Source organism: Treponema vincentii F0403, assembly GCF_000412995.1.
GTDB lineage: Bacteria > Spirochaetota > Spirochaetia > Treponematales > Treponemataceae > Treponema > Treponema vincentii.
In genome coordinates this window covers 1,699,585-1,723,950 of the sequence record NZ_KE332512.1, presented here as the reverse complement: position 1 = coordinate 1,723,950, position 24,366 = coordinate 1,699,585, and the positions used below count along the sequence as shown (strand labels likewise).

At 41.5% G+C, this 24,366-nt stretch carries 28 protein-coding genes and 2 pseudogenes; 15 read left to right on the top strand and 15 right to left on the bottom strand.

Features of this window, described 5'->3' with window-relative positions; all coding sequences use genetic code 11:
- The first annotated feature begins 149 nt into the window (after positions 1-149).
- From HMPREF1222_RS07715 to HMPREF1222_RS07700, 4 genes are all read left to right on the top strand, one after another.
- Positions 150-749 carry a Type 1 glutamine amidotransferase-like domain-containing protein gene (locus tag HMPREF1222_RS07715; protein WP_016518935.1) on the top strand — a complete coding sequence of 200 codons (600 nt, stop codon included), beginning with the start codon at positions 150-152 and terminating at the stop codon, positions 747-749.
- 63 nt (positions 750-812) lie between these two features.
- Positions 813-1,187, top strand: a complete 375-nt coding sequence (locus HMPREF1222_RS07710) for a hypothetical protein (protein ID WP_016518934.1) — start codon at positions 813-815, stop codon at positions 1,185-1,187.
- Positions 1,188-1,245: 58 nt separating this feature from the next.
- Complete coding sequence (locus HMPREF1222_RS07705) at positions 1,246-1,791, top strand: DUF1697 domain-containing protein (protein WP_016518933.1); 546 nt, start codon at positions 1,246-1,248, stop codon at positions 1,789-1,791.
- Positions 1,742-2,527 carry a hypothetical protein gene (locus HMPREF1222_RS07700; protein WP_244870134.1) on the top strand — a complete coding sequence of 262 codons (786 nt, stop codon included), beginning with the start codon at positions 1,742-1,744 and terminating at the stop codon, positions 2,525-2,527. Before HMPREF1222_RS07705 ends, HMPREF1222_RS07700 begins: the two co-directional genes overlap by 50 nt.
- Here the strand turns inward: HMPREF1222_RS07700 and HMPREF1222_RS07695 are convergent.
- From HMPREF1222_RS07695 to HMPREF1222_RS07645, 10 genes are all read right to left on the bottom strand, one after another.
- Positions 2,505-2,747, bottom strand: a complete 243-nt coding sequence (locus HMPREF1222_RS07695; protein WP_016518931.1) for a hypothetical protein — start codon at positions 2,745-2,747, stop codon at positions 2,505-2,507. The two genes, HMPREF1222_RS07700 and HMPREF1222_RS07695, sit on opposite strands and share 23 nt — an antisense overlap.
- A 98-nt stretch (positions 2,748-2,845) precedes the next feature.
- Positions 2,846-3,388, bottom strand: a complete 543-nt coding sequence (locus HMPREF1222_RS07690; protein ID WP_016518930.1) for a hypothetical protein — start codon at positions 3,386-3,388, stop codon at positions 2,846-2,848.
- A 207-nt stretch (positions 3,389-3,595) separates the two neighbouring features.
- Positions 3,596-5,074, bottom strand: a complete 1,479-nt coding sequence (locus HMPREF1222_RS07685) for an ABC transporter ATP-binding protein (RefSeq protein WP_016518929.1) — start codon at positions 5,072-5,074, stop codon at positions 3,596-3,598.
- Positions 5,071-5,823 (bottom strand): energy-coupling factor transporter transmembrane component T, encoded by a 753-nt coding sequence (locus HMPREF1222_RS07680; protein ID WP_016518928.1) that lies wholly within the window; start codon positions 5,821-5,823, stop codon positions 5,071-5,073. The genes HMPREF1222_RS07685 and HMPREF1222_RS07680 overlap by 4 nt, the downstream gene beginning before the upstream one ends.
- Positions 5,820-6,416: an MptD family putative ECF transporter S component gene (locus HMPREF1222_RS07675; protein ID WP_016518927.1), complete on the bottom strand. Its 597-nt coding sequence runs from the start codon at positions 6,414-6,416 to the stop codon at positions 5,820-5,822. The genes HMPREF1222_RS07680 and HMPREF1222_RS07675 overlap by 4 nt, the downstream gene beginning before the upstream one ends.
- A gap of 526 nt (positions 6,417-6,942) precedes the next feature.
- A complete protein-coding gene (locus tag HMPREF1222_RS07665; RefSeq protein WP_006190357.1) occupies positions 6,943-7,545 on the bottom strand; it encodes a TetR/AcrR family transcriptional regulator in 603 nt (200 codons plus the stop codon).
- Positions 7,546-8,112: 567 nt separating this feature from the next.
- Entirely contained in the window at positions 8,113-8,595 is a 483-nt protein-coding gene (locus tag HMPREF1222_RS07660) for a GNAT family N-acetyltransferase (RefSeq protein WP_038076605.1), read from the bottom strand.
- Between the two features lie 349 nt (positions 8,596-8,944).
- On the bottom strand, positions 8,945-9,292 hold the full coding sequence (locus HMPREF1222_RS12390) for a flavodoxin (protein ID WP_016518925.1): 348 nt from the start codon (positions 9,290-9,292) through the stop codon (positions 8,945-8,947).
- A 223-nt stretch (positions 9,293-9,515) separates the two neighbouring features.
- Entirely contained in the window at positions 9,516-9,971 is a 456-nt protein-coding gene (locus HMPREF1222_RS07650; RefSeq protein ID WP_006190348.1) for a hypothetical protein, read from the bottom strand.
- A gap of 23 nt (positions 9,972-9,994) precedes the next feature.
- On the bottom strand, positions 9,995-10,618 hold the full coding sequence (locus tag HMPREF1222_RS07645; RefSeq protein ID WP_016518924.1) for a TetR/AcrR family transcriptional regulator: 624 nt from the start codon (positions 10,616-10,618) through the stop codon (positions 9,995-9,997).
- A gap of 193 nt (positions 10,619-10,811) precedes the next feature.
- Between HMPREF1222_RS07645 and HMPREF1222_RS12950 the strand changes: the two genes are divergently transcribed.
- From HMPREF1222_RS12950 to HMPREF1222_RS07630, 3 genes and pseudogenes are all read left to right on the top strand, one after another.
- Positions 10,812-11,030, top strand: a complete 219-nt coding sequence (locus tag HMPREF1222_RS12950; protein ID WP_006190344.1) for a hypothetical protein — start codon at positions 10,812-10,814, stop codon at positions 11,028-11,030.
- A 98-nt stretch (positions 11,031-11,128) separates the two neighbouring features.
- Positions 11,129-11,662: pseudogene (locus HMPREF1222_RS12945) on the top strand (MATE family efflux transporter); the annotation flags it as partial.
- Positions 11,663-11,877: 215 nt separating this feature from the next.
- Positions 11,878-12,333, top strand: coding sequence for a DUF2004 domain-containing protein (locus HMPREF1222_RS07630; protein ID WP_006190342.1), 456 nt, complete (start codon positions 11,878-11,880; stop codon positions 12,331-12,333).
- Between the two features lie 201 nt (positions 12,334-12,534).
- On the opposite strand, the gene HMPREF1222_RS07625 is transcribed toward HMPREF1222_RS07630, so the two are convergent.
- The 3 genes from HMPREF1222_RS07625 to HMPREF1222_RS07615 all read right to left on the bottom strand — a co-directional run bounded on the left by HMPREF1222_RS07625 (position 12,535) and on the right by HMPREF1222_RS07615 (position 15,429).
- Positions 12,535-14,073, bottom strand: a complete 1,539-nt coding sequence (locus tag HMPREF1222_RS07625) for an ABC transporter ATP-binding protein (protein ID WP_016518922.1) — start codon at positions 14,071-14,073, stop codon at positions 12,535-12,537.
- A 66-nt stretch (positions 14,074-14,139) separates the two neighbouring features.
- Positions 14,140-14,808: an energy-coupling factor transporter transmembrane component T family protein gene (locus HMPREF1222_RS07620; protein ID WP_016518921.1), complete on the bottom strand. Its 669-nt coding sequence runs from the start codon at positions 14,806-14,808 to the stop codon at positions 14,140-14,142.
- A gap of 3 nt (positions 14,809-14,811) precedes the next feature.
- Positions 14,812-15,429, bottom strand: a complete 618-nt coding sequence (locus tag HMPREF1222_RS07615; RefSeq protein ID WP_006190339.1) for an MptD family putative ECF transporter S component — start codon at positions 15,427-15,429, stop codon at positions 14,812-14,814.
- A gap of 233 nt (positions 15,430-15,662) precedes the next feature.
- Between HMPREF1222_RS07615 and HMPREF1222_RS07610 the strand changes: the two genes are divergently transcribed.
- Positions 15,663-15,956, top strand: a complete 294-nt coding sequence (locus HMPREF1222_RS07610; protein WP_006190337.1) for a BrnT family toxin — start codon at positions 15,663-15,665, stop codon at positions 15,954-15,956.
- A complete protein-coding gene (locus HMPREF1222_RS07605) occupies positions 15,922-16,197 on the top strand; it encodes a BrnA antitoxin family protein (RefSeq protein ID WP_006190336.1) in 276 nt (91 codons plus the stop codon). The genes HMPREF1222_RS07610 and HMPREF1222_RS07605 overlap by 35 nt, the downstream gene beginning before the upstream one ends.
- On the opposite strand, the gene HMPREF1222_RS07600 is transcribed toward HMPREF1222_RS07605, so the two are convergent.
- Positions 16,194-17,180: a helix-turn-helix domain-containing protein gene (locus tag HMPREF1222_RS07600; RefSeq protein ID WP_016518920.1), complete on the bottom strand. Its 987-nt coding sequence runs from the start codon at positions 17,178-17,180 to the stop codon at positions 16,194-16,196. The genes HMPREF1222_RS07605 and HMPREF1222_RS07600 overlap by 4 nt on opposite strands.
- A 180-nt stretch (positions 17,181-17,360) precedes the next feature.
- Here HMPREF1222_RS07600 and HMPREF1222_RS07595 point away from each other — a divergent pair, with 180 nt between their 5' ends.
- The 3 genes from HMPREF1222_RS07595 to mazF all read left to right on the top strand — a co-directional run bounded on the left by HMPREF1222_RS07595 (position 17,361) and on the right by mazF (position 18,566).
- A complete protein-coding gene (locus tag HMPREF1222_RS07595; RefSeq protein ID WP_016518919.1) occupies positions 17,361-17,777 on the top strand; it encodes an EamA family transporter in 417 nt (138 codons plus the stop codon).
- Positions 17,778-18,000: 223 nt separating this feature from the next.
- Positions 18,001-18,234 (top strand): AbrB/MazE/SpoVT family DNA-binding domain-containing protein, encoded by a 234-nt coding sequence (locus HMPREF1222_RS07590; RefSeq protein ID WP_016518918.1) that lies wholly within the window; start codon positions 18,001-18,003, stop codon positions 18,232-18,234.
- Complete coding sequence (gene mazF / locus HMPREF1222_RS07585; RefSeq protein ID WP_016518917.1) at positions 18,228-18,566, top strand: endoribonuclease MazF; 339 nt, start codon at positions 18,228-18,230, stop codon at positions 18,564-18,566. Before HMPREF1222_RS07590 ends, mazF begins: the two co-directional genes overlap by 7 nt.
- A 361-nt stretch (positions 18,567-18,927) precedes the next feature.
- On the opposite strand, the gene dinB is transcribed toward mazF, so the two are convergent.
- Complete coding sequence (dinB, locus tag HMPREF1222_RS07580; protein WP_016518915.1) at positions 18,928-20,094, bottom strand: DNA polymerase IV; 1,167 nt, start codon at positions 20,092-20,094, stop codon at positions 18,928-18,930.
- Between the two features lie 202 nt (positions 20,095-20,296).
- Here dinB and HMPREF1222_RS07575 point away from each other — a divergent pair, with 202 nt between their 5' ends.
- From HMPREF1222_RS07575 to HMPREF1222_RS07565, 3 genes and pseudogenes are all read left to right on the top strand, one after another.
- Positions 20,297-21,910, top strand: a complete 1,614-nt coding sequence (locus HMPREF1222_RS07575) for a Na+/H+ antiporter NhaC family protein (protein ID WP_016518914.1) — start codon at positions 20,297-20,299, stop codon at positions 21,908-21,910.
- A 151-nt stretch (positions 21,911-22,061) separates the two neighbouring features.
- A pseudogene (locus tag HMPREF1222_RS07570) lies at positions 22,062-23,342 on the top strand (integron integrase).
- 199 nt (positions 23,343-23,541) lie between these two features.
- Positions 23,542-24,303, top strand: a complete 762-nt coding sequence (locus HMPREF1222_RS07565) for a hypothetical protein (RefSeq protein ID WP_016518911.1) — start codon at positions 23,542-23,544, stop codon at positions 24,301-24,303.
- The last annotated feature ends 63 nt before the right edge of the window (positions 24,304-24,366 follow it).

Sequence of the window (24,366 nt, the reverse complement as noted above, 5' to 3'; positions counted from 1 at the left end):
TCGGGTCTTTTGCACCACAGCTCCGACTTCCTCTTCATTAAAGTAGGATAGAAGAAGAGGCTTTCCAACCGGAATTACAATCGAACGGACTATCGCTATCAATAAAGCCGTAGAACTGATATACTGTTTTAAAGAGGAGCTATACAGCTATGTACTTATTTTTATGTTCACACTTTTCAAGTGTCGGATCTGCGATAAAAGAACAAATTGCCGGGAAAAAAGTTTTGTTTATTCCCACCGCATCGATACATGAAGGATATACGGGATACGTCGGTTCGGCACGCAATGTATTCAAAAAATCGGGAGCACTGCTGACGGAAGTCGATATTTCAAGTGAAGCATTTCCAAAAATACAAGCGTTGTTTGAAGATGCCGATATTATTTATTTTACGGGCGGCAATTCATTTTTTCTTATCGACCAATTAAGAAAAACCGGCGCTGATAAACTATTAAAGCAGCACATAGAAAACGGAAAATTATTCATCGGAGAGTCGGCGGGAGCTATTGTCTGCGCCCCGACAATTTCTTACATTAAAAAAATGGATCCTATTCCGGAAGATTATTCTCAAAGCGATTATGCCGGATTACATCTTATTGATTTTTATATTCTGCCGCATTATCTTACCGCGCCGTTTAAAAAGGTTACAGAACAAATTATGCAAGCATTTCCGCAACTGGAAATATGCGCCATCAATAATTCTCAAGCCGTTATCATTGAAAATGATAAAAGGAACATAATCAAAGTATAATTTTGACGAGCAGATAATGACCTTTGATGTTTTTTGTATTTTGCGAAGGGAGAATATTGATTTATGCTTTCAATATTAGGTGCAGTATTATTTGGAGTTATAGCAACTATGACAGTTCTTGTTGCTTGCGGTTTGCCTTTGGGCGAATTTACAATGGGTGGACAACATAAAATCTTACCTAAGAAATTTAGAGTTGCGGCAATCATTTCGGTGGCTATCCAAATTTTTGCAATGATAATTATTTTGCAAGCCGGAGGTTTTATTTCCTTGTGGTTGCCTTTTCAAGTTACTAAATATATTTGTTTCTTCTTTGCCGCTTACCTATCTTTGAATACTATTATGAACATGATTTCAAAAAGTAGGAAAGAAAAATATGTTATGACTCCGTTTTCACTTATAGCCGGAATATGTTTTTTGATAACGGCATTTCAGATGTAGTATGTAAAATGAGGATAATCTATAGTGCGTTGAATTAGAAGTTGTAGGGATAAATGAGATGAGATACATACTTTTATTACGCGGCATAAATGTAGGCGGAAAAAACAAAGTATCAATGAGTGATTTAAAAAACTTGTTGTCAAATGATGGTTTTAAAGGCGTTGATTCTTATATCAACAGCGGGAATTTATTTTTTAGTAGTGCTCAAAGTTATGAGAATTGTATCTCAAAGATAACACATTTGTTAGAGAGCAATTATGACTTTTCTATTCCTTTTGCTTTGATTAGCAAAGAAGAGTATTTAAAAGAAAAAGAAGAATTACCTGATTGGTGGAAAGAAGAGTTTGCAAGAAAAGATGTTCTTTTTATACCAAATCACATTAACAAATCAGTTATTATAGATTTTATAAATAAATCCGAATTATACAATGAAATAGTATATGTCGGCAGACACGCAGTATTCTGGGGAAAGTATACCGAATCTGAATATTTAAAAACTATCTATCACAAAAAACTAATGAAACAAGATTTTTATAAGCACATTACGATTCGAAATGGAAAAACATTTGAAAAGATTGCAGAAATCCTTGAAAAAGAGGATTAGTAGATATTTTTGTAAAATAGAAAATTATATCTGGAGAAAAAAAATGCTTGAAGGATTGATAAACGAATATATAAGCAAAGCTGATGATTGGAATAGAATTTTTTCAAAAATGAAATTTCGGACATTTTCTTTGTGCGTCTCACCTATTTTTATTTTCTTCTATCCATTACTTTTAAAATTCTATAATAAAGTTTGGTGGTGGGAAGACTTAGCATTATTGATTATGGCAGTTCCTTCGATTGTTTTATTTTTTATGTTTAATTCAAAAGCAAAGAAAGTTTTAGGAATAAAAAATAAAGGTTTCTGGAATTCAGCAAAAAATAGAAAGATACTACATGAATTTGAAGTAAGTATTGTTGAAGACTATTTAAAAAAAATTAACTGTTATGATTATGTTAAAATAAACGTTATGGTTCCAAAATTAAAAAATATTATCAAGAAAAATAATTTTGATATTGTTTTACCAGTTTCGATATCTGTTCTTCTTCTTCCTATCTGGGAACAGTGGATATCACTAATATTTGATACATGTAAATCTTCAAATCAATTATCGGAGTTGATTAGAATTTTAATTTCAAGTATTTATATCGTAGCAGTAATACTGTTTTTATTTTTCCTAATAAAAGATGTATTAAAAACTCTTTACAATGCGATTCTCAATAGAAGAAATGAAAACATTCAATATCTAATTTCAATTTTAGAAGATATCAGTTTTACATTAGAAATATACAAATAGCAAACACAGTTTTCACCCCCTGTGGACAGTGAAGATGCCTGCGGTCAAAAACAAAATTAGACAGACGGTACACGCTGACAGTACACTGAGCCGCTTGTTGCCATTCGCCGCTTTTTCTATCTTTTTCCATAGTAACCTCGTCCTCTCCTTCTTCAGTTTCGCCCTCAGCAGAATATGCGATTTTTATCGTGTAAGAAGCAACTTCATCCCTATCAAGCATAAATTTTTCAGGACTGATTGTAATGGAAATTGTGTCGATTATTCCGTAGGACTGTGCGCCGAACTGTTTATCGCTCCTCCTCAGATTGGCAAATATGTTTATGTTTCACGGGAACGCATCCGCATAATCCCCCGCAATAAAAAATAGGTGCTTGTGCAATATAAATGCTCATCATCAAAAGAATCTACTAAAACATCATAAATAGCAATAATGGTCTGTATCAGTTGCGGATGCGCAAGAATAGCTGCGTATGCTCCACCGACTTGTTTTATTCGATCGATTTCGGAAAACATGAGCTGTATTTTTTCGGTACGGAATACTTCATCCCAAATCCCCAAATAGCCGGTAATCCCGGCGTTTTCTGTAGTGCATTGTTTTAACAGAGTATTAAATTTCTCTTTATTCAGTCCTGTATTATTGATGTTTTTAAGTTCCTCTAATATGTCTATCGTTAATCGAGCAGAAGTTTTTATTTCATTCTCCGTCATTTCGGTTGTAAAGGCGGCATCTTGTATTTTACAGTAACATACAAGATATTCTCCGTTTTTTTCTTTTCTTTCATCCCAGCTATCCTTTAGCACTTGATTATAGAGAGCCGTTACTAATTCGGTCCGATCTTCCTCTGTTATAGCCTGATACATACGAGTCCTCCTTTCTATTCGTGCGTTTAATACCCCGACGCGAGCGTCGGGGTTGTTGATTTTAATCGTTGATTGCTTTGTAAAATAACATAATTTTTCCGAATAAATAAGATAACTGTCAGAGGCTTTCTAAGAACGACTGTAAACATTTTATTTTTTTCCGGTCTATGCTTAAACCAATGATGGTGCCCTCAATAAAACACACCGTTAAAGCATACCGTTTCGTAATCGGTGAAGCCCTTGCACATCTAATGGGTACTGAGCTTCAATGCTGCCCTTTTTTACTTCAACAACGATATCGCAAGCCGTTACAATAAATTCGTAATCATGCGTAATCACGAATATATACGTGTCATCGGCTTTCAGTGTTTTAATCAATTCCGCCGTTTGCGTCATGTGAAAAAAATCAAGACCGCTTGTCGGCTCATCAAAAATCAAAATTTTCTTTTTGCAAAAAACGGCGGCTGCAATCGCAACTCGTTGTTTTTGACCACCGGATAATGTCATAGGATGCCGGTCTTTTAAGGGCTCTATATCCATCTTATTTAAAACGGTATTCAATACCGTCTCGTCAGGATTTTTAACGCCGAGCATAATTTCTTCTTTTACGCTATCCGTAAACAACTGATGATTTACTTCTTGCATCACCATATAACTCATCGACAAACGTTCTTTTGCGGATTGAATAGTTCCGTTCACACTAATAACGCCTCTCTTATTTTTTAATAGTCCTGCTATCACTGAAACCAATGTCGATTTTCCAGTTCCGTTATTTCCAATAACCGCAATCACAGTCCCCGATTGAAAATACGCATCCGGTACAGCAAGCGATGATTTCCTCTCATATTTCTTATAAGAAAAATAAACATTCTTCATTTGTATTGAAGCATTGGCTCTTATATCGCCGCTACTTTCGCTCTGCTCTTTTATAATGGGAAAAAAATCGTATAACGAAACCGGCCTGATACCTGTTTCCATACGTTCCGCAATCGACATAGAATCCAATTCACGCATGGTGTATTCTTTTTCGATTTTGCCGTCTTTCATATACAGAGCACAATCCGCCAATTCTTTAAGATACCACATTCGATGTTCTGCTATAACAATTGTTTTTCCTTGTGCTTTCAAAAGGTGCAAAATTGCTTGCAATTCACCGATAGCGTGATTATCCAGATTGGAAGAAGGTTCGTCTAAAACGTAAATATCGGGATGAACGGCATAAATACTTGCAAATGCGATTTTTTGTTTTTCTCCTCCTGAAAGTTGAAAAATATTTCGGTCAAGCAGTGTTCTTATGTGCAGCGCATCGGCCGTATCGTCTACCCGCTTCCTTATAGCCTTCGGTTCCATTCCGAGATTTTCACATCCGAATGCAATTTCGCTTGTCGTATTCACGGTATAAAATTGCGTACGCGGATTTTGAAAAACAGTGCCGACCGTTTTTGCAATCTCATACATCGGTGCGCTCACAGGATCAATTCCTTTAACCGACACACTGCCGGAAAAAGCGCCGTTATAAAAATCAGGCAGCATACCGCAGAGGAGCCGTATCAGCGTCGTTTTTCCGCACCCGCTTTTCCCGCAAAGCAGCACACATTCACCTGCTTTAATTGAAAGGCTAATATTTTTGAGGCTTGGCGCATCCGCTTGTTCATAAGAAAAAGAAACATTTTGGATATTGATCATAGCATCACTCCCAGCATTTTAGCGGTACAGACGCCGGTAAAAATACCCGTAACAAGAATTAAAAAAAGGATATCCGGCAGCCTGAATCCTATTTCCGTCATACAGGTATGACGCCCCGGATTATCAAGCCCCCTACATAATGCCGCCTGAGCCAATTCATCGCTGATGTTCAAGATTGAAATAAAAAGAGGAATTAAAGTATACGTAATCGTTTCCGACGGCTTGAATAAAAGATTGCGCACATTGCATTCAATTCCCCGCATACGCATAGCGGATTGAATTGCAGTCCATTCTTCCCGAATCGTAGGGAAGCAGCGGAAAATAACGGAGCCGGTTATAATCATATTTCTCGGCAGCCGCATTTTCCATAGTGCGGCAACAAAAGCGCTGACTTCCGTTGTTGCAATTAACCACTTCGCCAAAATAAAAACCGGTAACACCTTGCGTATAATGACAACGGCAAAGTAAATCAGAGAAACCGAAAAATGAGCCATATACGGACGTATCAGGTGTTCAATACCGACAAAGATTACAAATAGACCGATATACTTGATTGCGGTTTTGCGTTGACCGCCGACCAGAAGAATGAGAGAGCACAGCAAGAATACGCCCGTTTCATAAAGCAGCGAGCGGCTTAAAAAAATCAGCATATCAAGTTCAATAAGCACTATCATTTTAGTTCTGGGATCGAATACCCATCCGTTATGCTGCCGTTTTGTGTTATAGGGCACGCTCGCTGTCTGCTTCACACGATGCCTGCTTTTTCCAGATGTTTATGCAATACTTTTTTTGTGAACAAAGAGCCGAGCAGCGAGCAGAGCGCTGTTGCAATCATCATAACCGGAAGTACCCACCATGGCGTAAGCGAGCGGACAGTGTCGCAAAAAGCTTTGCTCATTCCTCCTTCGAGCGTATGTTGAAAGAAGTAATCCCGCATAACCCAAATAGGGAGAAAACCTCCGAATAGATTTAAAGAAAAAACCGCGTGACTGATTGCATTCCATTTAAAACTTCTATAGTGCCCGTTCTTTGCTAATAGCACGGCGATAATGCCTACCGGAATGGAAACTAACGGCGCAATGGGAATGTGCCCTGTTGCAATTAACACCAGACTGGGAATGATCGCTGCAAGAAAAATCGAAATCCATCCCGGCGCCTTGGTCAGCATCGTATGGTAGATAGGCGCAGCAAAAAACGCTACCAATTCCGGCATCAGCAGGAAAAGCACTGCAACAGGCATACAGATAGCGCCGATGATAACGTAGGTTACAAGATAGAGCGCAATAAAAAGACCTGCGGAGATCGCTCCTCTCGCGGACTTTGTGTTTTTTTGGTTGTCCATAAAAACTCCTTTTCTCTATTTAGTAAGAACACAACTGATCAGCTGCGCTCTTTTTATTTCTTGATAATTGGGCATCTATAAAAACTGAAGTTTTTAGAGGTTCCCAATTGCATAATCTGCTCATTATGCGCTATCTTCATTTTTTTAAGTTCAGCCGTTGCATCGATACTTTTAAAAACGACAGACAGAATTCGTTCCATACCCCCTTAAACGCAACAACGGGAATGTCCGTAAGGATCATTCCCGTTGCTGTAGGTGTCAAAGAATACATTCCGATAAACTTCTAAAATTTTCAATAATATTATGAGCTGGAAGTTCGAATTTTCCTGCGGCAAGGATTGTAGGGGCCGTCCCGCCGATTTCCTAAGGCGGGGCGGTTCCGAAGCGAAGCGGAGGAATGGAGCGAAAAGCGGAACCCCGCAAAGCCTGGTTTTTGCGGCTTGCCGCAAAAAGCCGCCCTTATTATTAAAAAAATAGAAAGTCGACATTCAATCCAGTAGATACTATCAGAAGTATTCATAGTCATTTATTGTAAAAGTTTGTCGGTAACCGCTATTACATCCTCCATGGTAAAGTTTTGACCGCTATCGGTAAATTGTCCGTTATAGATAATTCCCCATGAGCCGTACAGTATAAAAGTGGCAAAGACCGCCGCATTTTCTTCCGTTATTTTTAGCCGAGTGGACAGATGACCTTCGTTGTATGCCTGCAAAAGAAACTTTGAATACGGTTTAACCATGCGGTTTAGCATCTGGACAAAATCCCAGATTTTATACGAAGTATCCGAAATCGAAGCATCGCTGTTTGATATGAAGCGCTCCATATACCCGCTGATATCCTCTTTGATCATACTGCGAAAAGCGGCGAGTTTTTTACGGAACGGAAGGGTATCATCTTCAAGCATCCGGCACTTTCGTTCCAAGCGTTCGGAAATATATTGCTCCATCGCTGCAACGTAAATATCTTGTTTTGACTTAAAATAGTAGTAAAACATACCGGGCGCTCCGCCGACGACATCAAGGATGTCTCGTACGGATACCGCCTCATATCCTTTTTCCGCAAAGAGTTTCGCTGCAATTTCGATCAATTCCTGTTTACGGACTTCGGGCTTTTTGCTATTACGCTTCAAAAATCGGCTCCTTTCGCCATCTTCTACAAACTGAGGAACATTTTTAGATATTCCTTCTACTTTATAAGTTCCTTAAAATGCAACAGTTGAACAAAGTTTGAACTTTGGAAACTGTTGCATTGGTGCGCGGCAGCGCACACGCCAATAAGCGATGTTTGCCGAACGGCAAACTCGACGGTTAACGAGACCGCGCTATTTGAGCGGTCGAAGTTATACCTTCCTATAAATTCGACAACCGAACAAAATATCAATTTTGGAGGCGGACGAATTCGTGCGCGGAACGCGCACACGTCAATAAGCAAGTTTTCGATCAGAAAACTTGACGGTTAAGGTGAGCGGCGATATTTTAGTCGCTCACCTTATACCTTAGATCACGCTAACCGTATAAAGAAAAAACACTCACAGAACGAGTGTCTATAATAAACAGGAGGGATGAAAAAGTCAAGGATATATTTTAATTGACAATAGGTATAAGCTTCCCGTATTCCGCATCGCTTACCGGCTCGCACCATTCGTTGCTTGTCTGTTCGCCGGGAACGCCGGCATAATTTCCCGGCACATTCCGAACTACAACTTCAATAGCGCAATCAGCTCCGTTCCGTCGGTTTCACCCGTTTCGTAAAAACCGAACGAAGCATATAACCGGCGGGCAATGTTATTTTCGGGCTCATACGATACCCAACAGTATTCCGTTTTACCGCATGGAAATGTTCTTATAAATTGAAGAGCAAGGCTAACCGCAGTTTTGCCGTATCCTCTATTCTGATATTTTTCGTCGATCATCAACCGCCAAAGGTTATAGTTGCCGTAGGCTATTTTCGGTGCATCATCCCAATAATCGTAAACACCGAAACCTATCATCAGAAAACCGACCGGCATTTCATCATCATATATTCCAAAAGGAAAAGCATATCCGTTTGCCGTAACGGCAGTGTAGGCCTCAATGATACTGGCATCATTGCCTGCAACAAAGCTTTTTTGATTTTCCGAAACATTCAGTTTTAAAATATCCTGTACGTTTTTAGCATTTATTTTATCCAATCGCAGCATATATTTACCCAATAACGCCGTGCACTGCAATACGTTTGACAATCGGCAAGTCCATATTAATACACCTTTTCTTGTTAGATAACGTTTTTATAGTTCTGATACTCTTTTAAGTTGGTATAAGGACGGTCAATTTCCAAAGAGAGATCGTATAAATATTTTTTTTTCATTGGTAGAAATTGCCTTTTCAAAAGTATTTGACTTTCGCTGTAGTTTTTGTAAAAAAATATCTTTGATCATTCTAATCCCTATATATAAAGCAACACGTGACTTTGGAATACTATGAAGCATATTAGCATAAATATGCAATAGTTTTATCTATTTTTTTGCAGGAATTCCGCATTATAGCCGTCTAGGTCATTATATAATAATAACTTGCTATAAAATAGAATACAAAACATAAAACGTATAAGTTATTATAGATTATAACTTTATAATTCAAATGCGGAATCCCTGTATTTTTTGCATTTCTAGGCCGAGCCAATTCTTTCAGGAATTCCGTGCTGTTGCAATAGTACCGCATCCGCCGCTGTATCGTTTTCGATAAGCCATTCAGATCGGCAGCAGTGTATTTGTGGACAGGCTCTATTTCAAAGATATCCGCCCCCATCGCGCTTGCCGCATTTTTTGCCATCCGTTCCGTCGTACCGGTTGTGCTAAAATATACTACCGCCGTTTTCGCCGAAAGACCTGCCGCCATACATGCTCCCATTAAAACTGAAAAAATAAGCTTTTCTGCCTCCTGTAAGTCAAAATGAATTTGAGGAAAACCTCTATGCTCTCTTACAATCTGTACGTTCGCATATCGGTTTCCTGTGAACAATTACTGACATTATGTCAGTTTTATGGATAGAGTATAACGATAAACTGACATAATGTCAGGTTAAAATTTCTTGTTGTCAAAATTTTTTGCAGGAAGAAATTTATACAGCGGTGCCGTGTTCACGTTCATCCATATAGCGTGTTACTTCAGCAGGCGTCAATCTGCGTATCTGTGTATGCGGGTATTCTCTATATTCTCCGGCAGTAAAAAGAGGCGCGGTATGCTTGCACTGCTTGTCTTTGTTTTTTTTCAAAAAGAGCAGCACATCGTCATAGAAAGGAAAAATTTTATACGATTTTTTCCCCTTGCTGTTTTCTATTTCGTAAATACCGCAAGGCTCTTTTTCCGTATAATCCGCTGTCCGTAAGTACAGCTTTGCAATTTCCAATGACTTAAAGGGGAAATTCCATCTTTGCAAGCCTCGCTTTGGATCATGCTCAATACAAATACATCGTCCGCATGTTCCGCATATATACTGCGTGTGATGTTCCAAACACTCAATAGGATTAAGCAGCGGCGTAATTCTGCTTTCGTTTACATAACATTCTTCGCACATGGGGCATCCTCCAATTTCAGTTTTTAGCGGTTTCCAAGAAGCCGTGCTACGCACTGACACACCAGCTCGTAAATCGTGGCTCTTGGGTATTCAAAGCCGCACCGGTTCATGGCTTCAATCTGTTTTTTTGTTGCAAAGGCGTAAGGATAGATTCCAAAGAGGAAAGGGAAAAATGAAAACAGGAATTCTTGGCGGCGGGCTGGCGAAAATGAAGGATAAAACTGCTTGAGCAGATTTTCAACGGCATCAAAAGCGGCTTTGTAGGCGCGCTTAAAACGTACCAGACATTCCAGACTGCTATGTTCTTCCATATCGTACAGATTCATGGCGAGCAGCTTCAAAAGCAATCCGCGTTTTTCAAGGCTGCAGGCGATTTTTTCCGGAAGTGAAGTTGCGGGCAGCGCAGGATCCTGCCTTATGGCATTGAGCTCATTCGTCCAAAGTTCATATTCCGTCTGAAAAATTGCAAGAAAGATTTCTTCTTTTGTTTTAAAATAATTGTAAATGGAAGGGCGGGAAAAACTGGTTGCCGTGCTGATTTCCTTTATCGTAATGTCTTTAAAATCCATGGTCTCATACAGCTTTTTACAGGCATTGATGATTTCATTTCTGCGGTTTTCCATATATTCAGGCGATGTTTTCGGCATGATAAAACTTCCTTACATTTTTTTGTTTTCGCGTGATGAGCTGTACTATATGATTTTACTGACACAATGTCAAGGAAAAAATGTGGCTTTCATTGTGCGGCTTTTATCAATGGATCGCCGAAATCAACCCTATCGATTCAAACCTAAAAATCTTCTATAATTATTAGGTTGTATTAAGGAGCAAGGATTTCACATGCCCATTCAACTATCGGAGCGGTTTACCTTTATAAAATTGCTGCGCTTTACCATTCCGACTATCATTATGCCTATTTTTACATCCGTCTACAATGTTGTCGATGGATTTTTTGTTTCAAACTATGTCGGTAAAACTTCGTTCCGATTTTGTATTTTGCCCGTCCGAACAAGAGTTTTTTACGGCTCGGTAAAACGGCTTTTGACGGTAACGCGTTGATAAAAAGCTACTCGAACAGGTTTTCGAAATTACTCAGTCAAATATCCATGTCGCTAGTCAGTATGCTGTACAATGTGTAGCTCCTTCGTTATGCAGGAGCGGATGGAGTCGCAGCTTACGGTGTATTGATGTATGTCGGCTTTATTTTTCAAGCGCTGTTTATCGGATATTCGGTCGGGACGGCGCCGATTATCGGCTATCATTACGGTGCGCAAAATCATAAAGAATTACAAAATCTGTTAAGAAAAAGCAGCATACTCATTGGAATTTTTGCAGTAGGAATGTTTGCTTCGTCACTTGTATTATCGCGGCTCCTTGCTTCGCTATTTGTCGGATACGATGCAGGTCTTTTTGCGATGACCGTCCACGCCTTCAGCATCTTTGCCTTTTCGTTTCTGTGTTCCGGGTATGCAATCTTCGGCTCATCGTTTTTTACGGCATTGAACAACGGCGGCGTTTCCGCTGCAATCTCATTTTTACGGACTGTGGTGTTTCAAGCTGCAGCCGTTTTGCTGCTCCCGCTTCTTTGGGGAGTCGACGGTATCTGGCTTTCGATTGTCGGCGCGGAGCTGATGGCGGTTATCGCAACGCTCTGCTTCCTTGCAGCAAATCGGAAGAAGTACGGATATTAAAATGAGGCTTACGGTGCTAAAAATTCCGGCTGGTCGGGAAAACTTACCTTTAATCATCAAAGTTCTATGGGCATAAGCCCTACGTTTTATTTATGCCGGTTCTTTGGTTTATTGCAAATCAACCCGTTTAATCTAAATTGAGTAAGAAAAATAAATGTGATACACTTAAAAATAAATAAATCGGAAAAGAATTAATGCCTTGAGGAAATTAAAGTATGAAAAAGATAGAACATCAATATTTCGGTCAATTAAGTTTTGATACGGCAGATAATGTGAATGTGATTTGGGAAAAAACAATTAACGGAATAGACGTATGTCTCTGGTTCGATCAAAATGTAGAACTACCGAACGGTATACTGGATATTTATGCACATTTTCTTGAAAATATAGACGAGAAAATACAAGAAGCAAGAAAAGCTCTTATAGCATATTTAAAAGAAGACAATTACTATATAAACTTTCATATTGAAGAATGTGGACTTGAAGACTTACCGAACGAGGTTACCGACTTTGTAATGAAAATGGCGGTAACGAATTTAGGTTTATGGATTGACAATGAAAAACCGCATATCACAATGGATTTTATGATTTCGCCGGACGAAAGCGATGAAATACTTTGCGTAAAATTCGGCGAAGGGGAAAATATTAAGGCAATTGATTGGGAAAGTTAATAGGGCGCTTTCAAAATTATAAAAAGAAGATCATCTCACGATTTTAGTAAAACTGATAACGTTTTTTTAGAGAAGTATTATCAAAGACTAATAGAAGGGTTTAAAGAGGTAATATAAAAGATTCGTTTGCTACAACTTACTTAGATATTAATAAAATAGGGATACAACAGACGATTAGTATACAGGACATCTGCAAAAAATTCAGGTATAGCTTTTTAACGGATGCTTCATCAGCTGCACCCTGTAATCGCAGGCTATGTCGGCGAGCAGCTCGTCGTGCGTAATGATGATCACGGTTTTCCCCGCTTGTGCAAGCATATCCGCCCAGTGCGCCATACTTAAAAGCCCTTCGCCGTCCATGCCGCTGGTCGGCTCATCGAACACAAACACCTCCGCATCCGAGCAGTACGCGGCGGCGATCACCACTCGCTGCTTTTCCCCGCCCGACAGCGAGGCGGGATGCCGGTTCCGTACCGCTTGCAAACGGAACAGCTCAAGAGCTTCTTCCGCACGCCGTTTGTTGTCTTGTGAAGGTTCCCGTCCCAACAGCAGCTCGTTAATTATGCTGTCGGAATAGAGCTGATAATCGGCGTCCTGCATCACAAAATAGCTTATGCGCCGCCGCTGTGCACAGGAAAGCTCCCGCCCATCCAGCATAATGCTGCCGCTCTTTTGCCGGAGCAGCCCGCACAACACCTTGCACAGGGTCGTTTTACCGGCGCCGTTTTCTCCGGTCAGCGCGGTAACGCTCCCGTGCGGAAACACAAGGTTGATATTCCGGATACCGCATACCGATTCCAGCCCGGCGGCGTCCTTTTCGCGGTCTTTTTCTCCGCACCCATTTACTCCGGCTCTCACCGGCTTGTACAAATACGTCACATTCGATGCGCACAATGCAGAGCGCATTTTTTCCTCTGGTTTTTCTGCCGATGCCGTCTTTGCTCCTGCTGTTTCTGCAACCGCTACCGCTGATACCGCCGTTCCTGCAATTATTCCTGCTGCCTTTACTGCACGGATTTTTTTCCGGCGTAACGGGAGCTCCGCCATACCGGGGTACCGGAACCCGAAGCGCCTCAGTGCATCCTCCGGCAAACACGCAAATTCCTCTGCCGTCCATCGGTGCGCCGCTCTGCCGTGTTCGATATGCAAAAACGAGTCTGCAATCCCTAAAAATGCGTGCAGCCGGTGCTCGCTAATGATGACCGTCGTACCCCTCCGTTTAATCTCCGCCAAAAGTCCGATCAAAATCCGGCACCCCTCCGTATCCAAATTGGAAGCAGGCTCATCTAAAATCAGAATATCAGGTGACAAAATGAGCGCCGCAGCAATCGCAACCCGCTGTTTTTGCCCTGCCGACAGTGCGTCAACCGTCCGGCACAACAGCGGTTCTATATCCAGCAATGCCGCAGCCTCCCGCACCTTTTCTTGTACCACCCTCGGCTCCAGCCCGATATTTTCCGCAGAAAACGCAATTTCATCCTGCACACTGTTCATAAAAAACTGACTGCGCGGGTCTTGAAACACAACCCCGAATGTCCTAACCCGCTGCTCAGGCGTCATCGCCGCAGGCTCCCTCCCGGCAACCGCCACCGAACCGTGCAGCGTCCCCTCATAAAAAGCCGGAGCCAAGCCGTCGATCAGCCTCAAGACGGTGCTTTTTCCCGCCCCCGACCTGCCGCACAAAACAACACATTCCCCTGCCCGTATCTCAAACGACATCCCCTCGATGCAGGTATCCATCCCGCCCTCCGCATCCTCTTCCCCGTAACAAAACGAGACATCACAAAAGCTAATCATAGTCATTGTTCAATCAATGAATAATATACAGAGCATCGCAGCGGCGTATAAGCCCGCCGTCAGATAGTCGTATACGGACAAGGGGGCGGCATAGAGGCTGCTTCGTTCTGTAGGAGCGTCCAAGCCGCGTAGCTCCGCCGTTGCTCCCAATTCCGCAGATAACTTTAGGCAACGAACGGTAAACGGTACAAAAAAACTTTCATATACCGTAACGGGACGGCGGAGATAATCATACCAATGAGGAAACAGCCCTCTCGCTCTAATTCCCTGCCGGATCGATGCCATTTCTTTCCGCAGTACCGGAAAAAAGCGTATCATCATACACAGCATAATCAGGACGGGCTTGGGAACACGCAGATTTTGCCAGCTTGCCATCAGCCTGCTCGGATTGCTTGTTGCGATAGCGGCGGCAAACATCACCAGCGGGATTGACCGTGCAAAGGTGTGCAGGATGACATACAGCAGCGCCGTATGCGGTGCGCAAAGAAGGCTGAGCGCCTGCAATATACAATAGAAGAGACACAAGCGCTCCGCCGTCCGCACCTCTTTTGCCTGCCATAAATAGCAGCTTGCCAGAAGACACAGCAGGTGCATTTGCCCGAGCCGTTCATATAAAAACCAAACGACGGCGGCGCAGAGCGTAACGGCAAGGTGAGTCCGAGGATCGAGATTCCGCACGGCTTACGCTAACTTTGCTTTTTTGATGTGCTTTTTGAAAAACAGCATACCGGCCCAAAAACCCAGAGCTGCAAGTACCGCCGAAATCAACCCGATGAGCAGCATCATATCGACCGAACCGTAAAAGTGAATCAGCGTTTGCTTCCCTTCTTCGGTATATGAATCGCCCAAACTTTTTAAGTACTGTTCCTTAAAAAAGAACAGCGGAATTGAACTGCCCCATGCGTACAGCGTCCAATACACCACATACCCGATGCCGTTCCGAAGCGGATTTTTATAAGCAGCATCCCCCAGCATCACGAGCTCACAAATCACTCCGACCGCAAGCATCACTGCCGAAAACCACACCGACCCGAATGCCGCCATCATTAAACCGCAAAAAACAGCCGTGATAAAAAACGTCCCGTGTTTTGCGGTTTTGTTGGACATCACGATGTACAGCGGCGCGCAGAAAAAAGCCATGACGCCGACATAAAAAAGGTAATCGAGCGCAGGCGTTGCGGCAACCGTCATAATCATCTTGACAATCACCATGATAACCAACATCGCGATATTAAAAATCGAAAGCGTGATAATATCCTTTAACCGCAGCCGAGTCGCCCCTTCCGTTTTTGCTTCCATGATAGTATCTCCTTTTTGTATCAATAGCTCCATCTCATAACAGCCGGAACTGTTATTCGAGTTAGCACCTGCTAACTCATGAGAACACTATAGCGTCAACAGGATTGTTCTTTCCACTCCATTACGCCGAAACCTATCCGAAAAGCCGGAAAGTTTTGAAATGCGGTACTTATTCCGATGTCTTCGTCATGTATGATATTGACAAATAGTGTAATACAATTTAGCATTACACTATGGAATGGGACAAGGCAAAAAATGAACTGAATATCCGCAAGCACGGCATATCCTTCGATGAAGCTTCAGAGATTTTTAATGATCCGAACCTCATCGAGTTTTTTGATAGTGCTCATTCGACAGAATGTGAAGCAAGATATATATGCTATGGCGTTACCTCAAAATATCTTGTATTAGCGGTTGTATATACGGATAGGTGCGGAAACATACGACTGATTTCCGCACGTAAAGCGAGTGGTAAGGAGCGGGACATTTATTATGACAGACTTAGAGCAATTTATAACAGCTTGTGAAGCCCATGCGGTTCCTGATGACGAAATAGATTTTTCCGATATTCCGGAGTTGACCGGCGATCAGATAACGCAGATAAGGCCGAGCCATCTTGTTAATAAAGCAATGTGGAAACCGCAAAAAAGGGTATTAAGTATCAGGATTGATGCGGATTTACTCGAAGCGCTCAAAGCGAGCGGTAAGGGATGGCAAACGCGGCTCAATGACTGGATTAGAAACGGCGTTACCTCCCATTACTTTTAATTACAAATAGCCTGCTGCCGATATTCCCTCGGTGGGCAGCCGAACATCATTTTAAAAGCGGAGGAGAACTTATTCGGATTTTCGTATCCGACCGATGCGGCAATGTCCGTGATTGATTGGTCGGTATCACGTAAGAGCTGCGCCGCTTTTTGCATCTTATATTCTTTTTGAAAAGCATGAATCGGTTTGCCGTATACCGCCTTAAAACAGTCTTTCATCATCGTTAAACTTATACCGTATTTTTGAGATAGGCCTTTCAGCCGCAGCTTCCCGTTCCGGTTTTCCGTAATATCCGCTTTAATCGCTTTGATCTTTTTTATATATGCGCCCGAAAAGCAGACATGTTCCGCTGCTTGCTCTTGCGATTCATAATGCTGCAATAAAAACAGCAGTTCTAAAACTTTAAGTTGTAGATATGCCTTTGTTTCATCAGGAGAATAGCAGAGACTTTGCGATGTGTTGTATAATTCGGTAAATACACGGAGCAATATGTCCGGTGTTTTGAATACTGCGCATCGGTTATCGGGACAGAGCTTTTTCAGCATTGCCGGTAAATCGAAAGACATACAGGCGATTCCGGTTTGAAAAACCTTACCCGCTTTTTTTAGATCGATAATGAGCGTACAGCCTGTGTAATACCCTAACGGAAAATACGGTTTTTCGGTTTGCGCTTCCAAAATACCGACGGCGCAATCACCTTCTCCGATATAGGTAAAATAGCCGCTCTTATATTCGCATTCAAACCGCCCCGATTTACAATACGCTATTTCGATAACATCGGGCGCCGAATGTTTCCGATAATCGCACGTAGCTGCTTCAAAGGTTGTAAGCGCATAATCGATTCCCGGAAACAAATGGAATACTTTCATCCGCCCGTTCGGCGTGGCGCAGTTGATTGCATACTCGGTTACCGAATCGGCAATATCTACAATCGCAGCACCCGTCCCATACCATTGCCAATCCAAACTTTTTACCGGTTTCATCTTTCACCTTCTTATTCAAAAAAGATATATCATGTATATCTGCATGTCAATGAAAGTGGTATTCTGTGGCATTGCGACTTAAAAGATTTTTGCTACGTTTGCGCCGTAACATTCGGAATAAAATCTGGTAATCGGATTACTTTCGCAGTATAATACACATCATCTAAGGAGCGTAGAAAAATGATGTGGGCGGTTTTCGCACTCTTATCCGCTGTATTTGCAGCGCTTACTTCTATTTTGGCAAAGGTCGGAATTGAAGGGGTAAACTCAAATTTGGCGACAGCGTTGCGGACGGTTGTTGTGTTGGCAATGGCGTGGGGCATGGTGTTTCTGACCGGTGCTCAACACGGAATAGTAAACATCAGCAGGAAAAGCTGGGTGTTTTTGATCCTTTCGGGGCTCGCAACAGGCGCTTCGTGGCTGTGTTATTACAAGGCATTGCAGCTTGGCGAAGCGTCCAAAGTGGTTCCTATCGATAAATTAAGCGTAGTCATCACATTAATTTTAGCAGTAATTTTCCTCCACGAGAATATCACTGCAAAATCGGTAATCGGTTCGCTGCTGATTACGGCAGGCACACTGTGCATGGTGTTATAAGTGGGACAAAAGGTTTTCCCCTTAACCGATTATCCTTTCCCTTATTTTTGCCTATAATTTATTGGTTGAAGACGAAGAACTGAGGCGAGTAGGAACAGGAAAGCGTATCTGTTATTATCGGTTAATGGAGAGGTAAAGTGATATAATAAAAATCAAGCGTGATTTTCATTTCCCTTGACGATTCGGTATATATATTGTATATACTACATTTACGGAGGCTATTATGCAAGCAGTAGTTCAGAAATGGGGGAATAGTCTTGGGCTTAGAATTCCGTCACTTTGGGCAAAAGATAATAATATTAAAAATGGAAGTAAAATAGAAATAATTGCCGAAAGAGGGAAAATGATAATTCTTCCTCAGAAAAAATCACTTGAAGCTTTTATGAATCTTGTTACAGATCAGAATCTCCATTCAGAAATAAACACTTTTGAAGCGGTAGGAAAAGAAGAATGGTAATGAGCGGTTTTATTCCTGAAAAAGGAGATTTAGTTTGGTTGGAATTTAATCCACAAGCAGGACATGAACAACAAGGGCATAGACCTGCAATTTGTGTTTCCCAAAAATTATATAACCAAAAAACAGGATTAGCTTTATTTTGCCCAATTACAAGTCACGTAAAGGGCTATCCATTTGAAGTAATTTTAAAGGCTCATTCAATAAAAGGCTGTATTTTAAGTGATCAAATAAAGAACATGGACTATGTTCAAAGAAAATGCAGTTTTATAGAAAAAGCTTCTGACGATGAAATAAATTCTGTAGTAGATAATATCAAACTGATGATTGAATAATGGACACCCAATACCCACTTGACCTGCCTTATAGACCACACATTTAAATATGCGGTAAAAATGACAGATATTCTTCTGTCGAGGATGCATTTTTCCGTATAAAGGAAAAACATGGCTTATAATGTCCGAATTACGGAAAAAGCAGAGGAAACTGACGATTATCATAACGGTAGTGAATTTTATCGGCATTTCAGTTCCGGATAATAATTGAAAATATCAATTACGTCTTTTTTATATTTTTCGGTAAGCTTATCAAAACGAATATCCATAATAACCTCTTACCTCCTATGTATAAAGCTAATGTTGGAGAAATTGCTCCCCGCTTAAAATAAACCATCATAATCGGCATAGCTTACCTAACTTACTCCTGCGGAGGGAGCAATCGTGCTTGCACAATTTTGACGTCCTTATTTTTCTTTGCAATATTCAAAACCGCTTCTTCAAGTTTACGTTTTTTCGCCGCTTTTTCGGAAGCAAACAATTCCAGCTGACTATTGTCGCTGCTGACATCCACCCCAATCCCGATAAGCCGGACGGAAAGCGCGGCATCAAAGCGGGAAAAGAACAACTGCCGTGCCCGCTCGTATAAATCCGCCGAATCGTTAATCAATGCCCCGCTCTGCTGGGCCGAAATAGTGGTAAAATCTGCATACCGTATTTTGATATGCACCGTACGGCTTTGAATGTGCTCGTCAAGAATGCGGCACATCAGCTCGGCGCTCAGCTGGAACAGCACATCGGAAATTTCATCCCTTTCATGCAAATCGGTTTCAAACGTGCGCTCCGTACTGATAGAATGACTTTTCCGATCCTCATTAAAGACATGCGCCATATCTCCGCGAACAGCTTGATACAAAAACGTACCGGCGGCGTTTCCGATAATCAGCTGCAAAACAGATTCCTGTTGTTTGAGAATTTCGGCAATAGTCGTTAGGCCTGCCTCTGCAAGCCGTGCGCGGGTTTTGCCGCCGATACCCCACACATCGCTTAAACGCAGCGACTGCATAAACGCCGCTTCTCTGCCCGGCGGAACAACCAGCAAACCGTCCGGCTTCGACTGTCCCGAAGCAATCTTTGCGATATATTTATTGGAAGCCGCTCCTACGGAAACCCTCAAACCGGTTTGTTCAAAAACGGTGGTTTTTAAAAGCCGGGCCGCCGCTTCGGTATTACCGAATATTTTTTCCGTACCGCTCATATCCAAAAAAGCTTCATCGACGGAAAGCTGCTGTATATCGGGACTGAAGTTTTTAAAAATTTCCATAATCTCTTTTGATTTTTCATAATAACGCTGCATACGGGTTTTTAAAAAGATGCCATGCGGACACAAGGCGCGTGCACGGCCAATCGGCATTGCGGAATGCACACCGGATTTCCGCGCTTCATACGACGCAGTCGAAACAACACCCCGCTTGCCGAGGCCTCCGACAATAACCGGTTTGCCGCGATATGCCGGATTATCAAGCTGTTCTACCGAGGCGAAAAAAGCGTCTAAATCAACATGAAAAAATACCGGATTATGAATCATTTTCAGCTAACCTTACGATATATACACGACATGTTCACTTTTCATTATAAACTAATTTCCGTGTTTCAAGCATCACCCCTACTGCACAGATATTAAATATATGTTACACTATTTTTTCGGATATCTCTAAACTTTGGGAAGTTCTTTGGAGCTTTTTTTTAACTTATTTTAAACCCTGATAAAAAAGGAGCATTATATCTTTATGGATCACTTTGGAATGTGGGGCATCATACCGCCCGTTTTAACTATCGCGCTTGCTTTCATCACAAAAGACGTTATCATTTCGCTTTTTTTGGGGATTTTATCCGGTTGTATTATCGTTGCCGGCGGAAATCCTGCTGCGGCGCTTATGAGACTAACGGATCTACTCGCCGGTTCTTTAGCGGACGGCTGGAATATCCGCATCTTCCTATTCTGCGGATTGCTCGGCGCATTGGTCGGTATGTTATCAAAAACAGGAGCAGCACAGGCGTTTGGATTGTGGATGTCTAAAAAATTGAAGAACAAAACAGCTTCTCAGTTTGCAACGTTTATATTCGGTCTAATCGTTTTTATAGACGACTATTTTAACTCTTTAACCGTTGGAACTGTTATGCGTCCGATAAATGATCAACATAAGGTACCACGTGCAAAGCTGGCGTATATTCTGGATTCGACAGCCGCCCCTGTGTGCATTTTGGCGCCTGTTTCAAGTTGGGTTGTTACCGTTATGTCTATCGTAAGAAATTCCGAAGGATTTGGTAAACTCGGCATCAGCGATTTTGAATTTTTTATCCGCGCTATTCCGTATAACCTTTACGCACTGACAACGATTCTGATGATTCTTGTCATCATCTTTCTTAAAGCTGATTTCGGTGCAATGAAAAAATCCGAGGACTTAGCAAGAACTTCCGGTCTCCTCTGGAACGAAGAACTCTACGGTGCTATCTCCGGCGATGTACCCGAAGAACAAACAACCCGCGCAAAGCCGATTGATATGCTGTTTCCCATCTTGCTTCTCATTGTTTTTGCTATTGCCTTTTTTCCTGCCGTTTCGTGGATTAACGCCATAAACGGAACAACGATCACCAATATATCGCAAGCAGCCGCGTCGATGAGTCTCCGTGAGGCTTTCATCAATACCGATTCATCGTATGCGCTCTTTTACGCCATCATCTTTACTTTAACCGTGACATACGTTTACTATCTTGCGCGCCACCTTATGAATCTGAAAGAAGCAAGCGAAGCTGTCCGCGACGGTATAAAGTCCATGGTGCCCGCTTTAATTATCTTGACCATGGCATGGTCAATCGGAACGGTTATACGGTCGGCACCTGTAGACGGCGGCTTAGGATTGGGCCGCTATCTTTCCGAACTAGTTGTAAGCAGCTCTTTCCCATTGTGGATACTCCCTGCCATCGTCTTTGCACTGTCAGCCGTTATTGCATTTGCAACCGGCACCAGCTGGGGAACCTTCGGCATTATGATCCCGATTATCATGCCGATTGCCGTCGGATTAGCTGAAAATGCCGGCCTAGCACAAAACACCGCGCTCAATGCCATCTTCATCTGTATTTCGGCTGTTCTCGGCGGAGCCGTTTTCGGCGATCATGCCTCACCCATTTCGGATACCACAATTTTATCTTCTACAGGAGCCGCCTGCCCGCATCTTGAACATGTCGCAACTCAAATGCCGTATGCGCTTTTTGTCGCTGGCTGTTCGTTAGCAGGCTTTATCATCGGCGGAATTTTCATGAACATTCTTTCCGCATGGATAGCCGTTCTGGTTGTGTTTATCGGTGGAATTATTCTCTTGCCAAAAATAACGAAAGGGTAAGGGGACTTCTATTACTATTGTCCTATTACGAAAAGCCGCTTCTAAGGAGTAATTGTATCTTTGGAATCACTGGTAAATGAAGTCTTACTGCTATACAGCTTAGTGTTCCCCATGTCTAAAGAATGCAAAGACATCTGAAAAGGAGGTTTTTATGTTTATTGAAATTCGGCCTTATGAAAATAAGGCTTTGTCGGTAAGTTTTAATGCTGAGGGAGAGAAATTTTCTAAGATTTTACAAGCGGTAAAAAAAGTACCAAACAGGACTTGGATGCCGGATAAACGTTTTTAGATTATCCCTGCCGACCGTAATTCTTGCGATATTTTATTAAACAACCTTTATAATGAAGGGATTTGCAGGGCAGATCCCGGCTTTACCTTTAAAAATTGTAAACCTAATGATAGCAAGCCTCATGATATTGAGCCTTTGAATACCGAAATTATTAGAGAAAGTAATAATCCTACTGCACCGGATATTCAAGATATTTTAAGAAAGTTGGATGCAGTGATTACTGCAAAACACTACAGCAAACGTACACGGGAAGCATACAGCTATTGGATAAGCCGTTTTATCCGTGAACATAAGGATAAAAATCTTAAAACATTTTCCGATGCGGAGATAAATTCCTTTGTGAGCCGTCTTGCAACAAAAGAAAAGGTTGCTGCTTCAAGTCAAAATCAAGCTCTTGCTGCTCTTTTGTTTCTCTATAAAAACATATTAGGATTAACGATACAAAGTCCGGAAAACATTGTTCGTGCCAAGAAGCAAAAAAAGCTGCCTGCTGTACTGAGCCGTGAGGAAACGGCAAAGATATTCTCTCTGTTGCCTGAAAACGACTACGGTCTTTTTATTCGCTTACTTTATGGAACGGGAATGAGGTTGATGGAAGGCTTGCGGTTACGGGTACAGGATATTGACTTTGATAAAAATGAAATTACGGTACACTGCGGAAAGGGAGCAAAAGATCGTAAAACTATGCTGCCGGTATCTTTGAAATTTTCGCTGCAAAAACATTTGGAAAATGTCCGCAGCATCCATGAGGCAGACTGCAAAGACGGTTTCGGTTCGGTGCCGCTTCCGTCTGCCCTTGCAAAAAAATATCCCGCTGCAGGTAAAACGTGGGCGTGGCAATGGGTGTTTCCTCAAGCACATCGATGGCAGAATAAAGAAACCGGTGAGCAGGGACGGCATCATATTGATCCTTCGGTTATTCAACGCACTTTGCACGAAGCTGTTTTACGGTCGGGTATTCCGAAGCCAATCGGCTGCCACACGTTCCGCCACTCATTTGCAACGCATCTACTGGAATCCGGTTACGATATCCGCACCATTCAAGAACTTCTCGGTCACAGCGATGTTTCAACCACTATGGTTTACACCCACGTCCTCAACCGCGGCGGTCTCGGCGTTCAAAGCCCTATCGACCGAATGTGATTCGCCTTTATCCCATTTAGTGAAGATAGGCCTAATCTGGCTGTTGATGATGTGTTACGACAGACATTATGGTAGAAAGATGAAGCTGCTTGGTGAGGTGCCAGTTTAGATTGAAAGCGCATAGTTTGCGTGATATAATGAGGAAAGGTTGAAACAATGTTAGGCGGACTGCCCTGCGGGCAGCGGGGGAGATGAAAATATGGAAAAAGTTATAATATTATCAGATAAGAAATTAAAAGAACTTGCTTCTGATGATGTAATCCATAATTTGCTAGATTTATTTGATATTTCTACATCAATAAGAACTTTATATTATTTGATTAAATATCAAAGTTATAATAAGAGTGAAATTTTTAAGAAAAAATGTCCGTATACAATTATTGATAAAAGCAAAATTCCAAATAATTTTATATTCCCAATAAATCATCCAATTGATGGCTGTATTTATCTTAGTAGCATAGTAGACAATAATGTCTTTTATCCATTAAGTGAATATCATCAAAAGTTAAAGCAAGAGAAATTAAATGACTTTTTAAAATTATGTGCGTATTTGGGTGCAAAAAAATGCAGTGTTATATCTGACAATTCTTCTGAAATGGAGGTTGAAGGAAATATAGGAATTGGTGTGAATAAGGATAATAGGGGAAAAGCAGGAGTTAAGTATAATAGAAATCGTTCTTCATTTTTAAATTTTTCATATGAGTTTCCTGAAGATAATATTTTAGAAAACTATAATTCTCTATGGCTAAATGGGGAACCATCATGGAAAACAATGCAAGATTCGAGGCTCAAAAAAGGTGTTTTGAAATGTAGAGCAGAGTTTAATTATACAGATGATTTTGGTATCAATTCTAATTTTGATATGACAGTAAAAAAGATAGGAATAAATATTGGTGTAAATTTTAATGCGATTGAAAACGAAAAATTGATTTTCGAAGTAGAGTTTTATCCTAAGAAATAAACACCTAACACCCGCTTCAACCTATCATTACCTTTGCGGCAATGCAGGTTAAGCGGTAGTTAT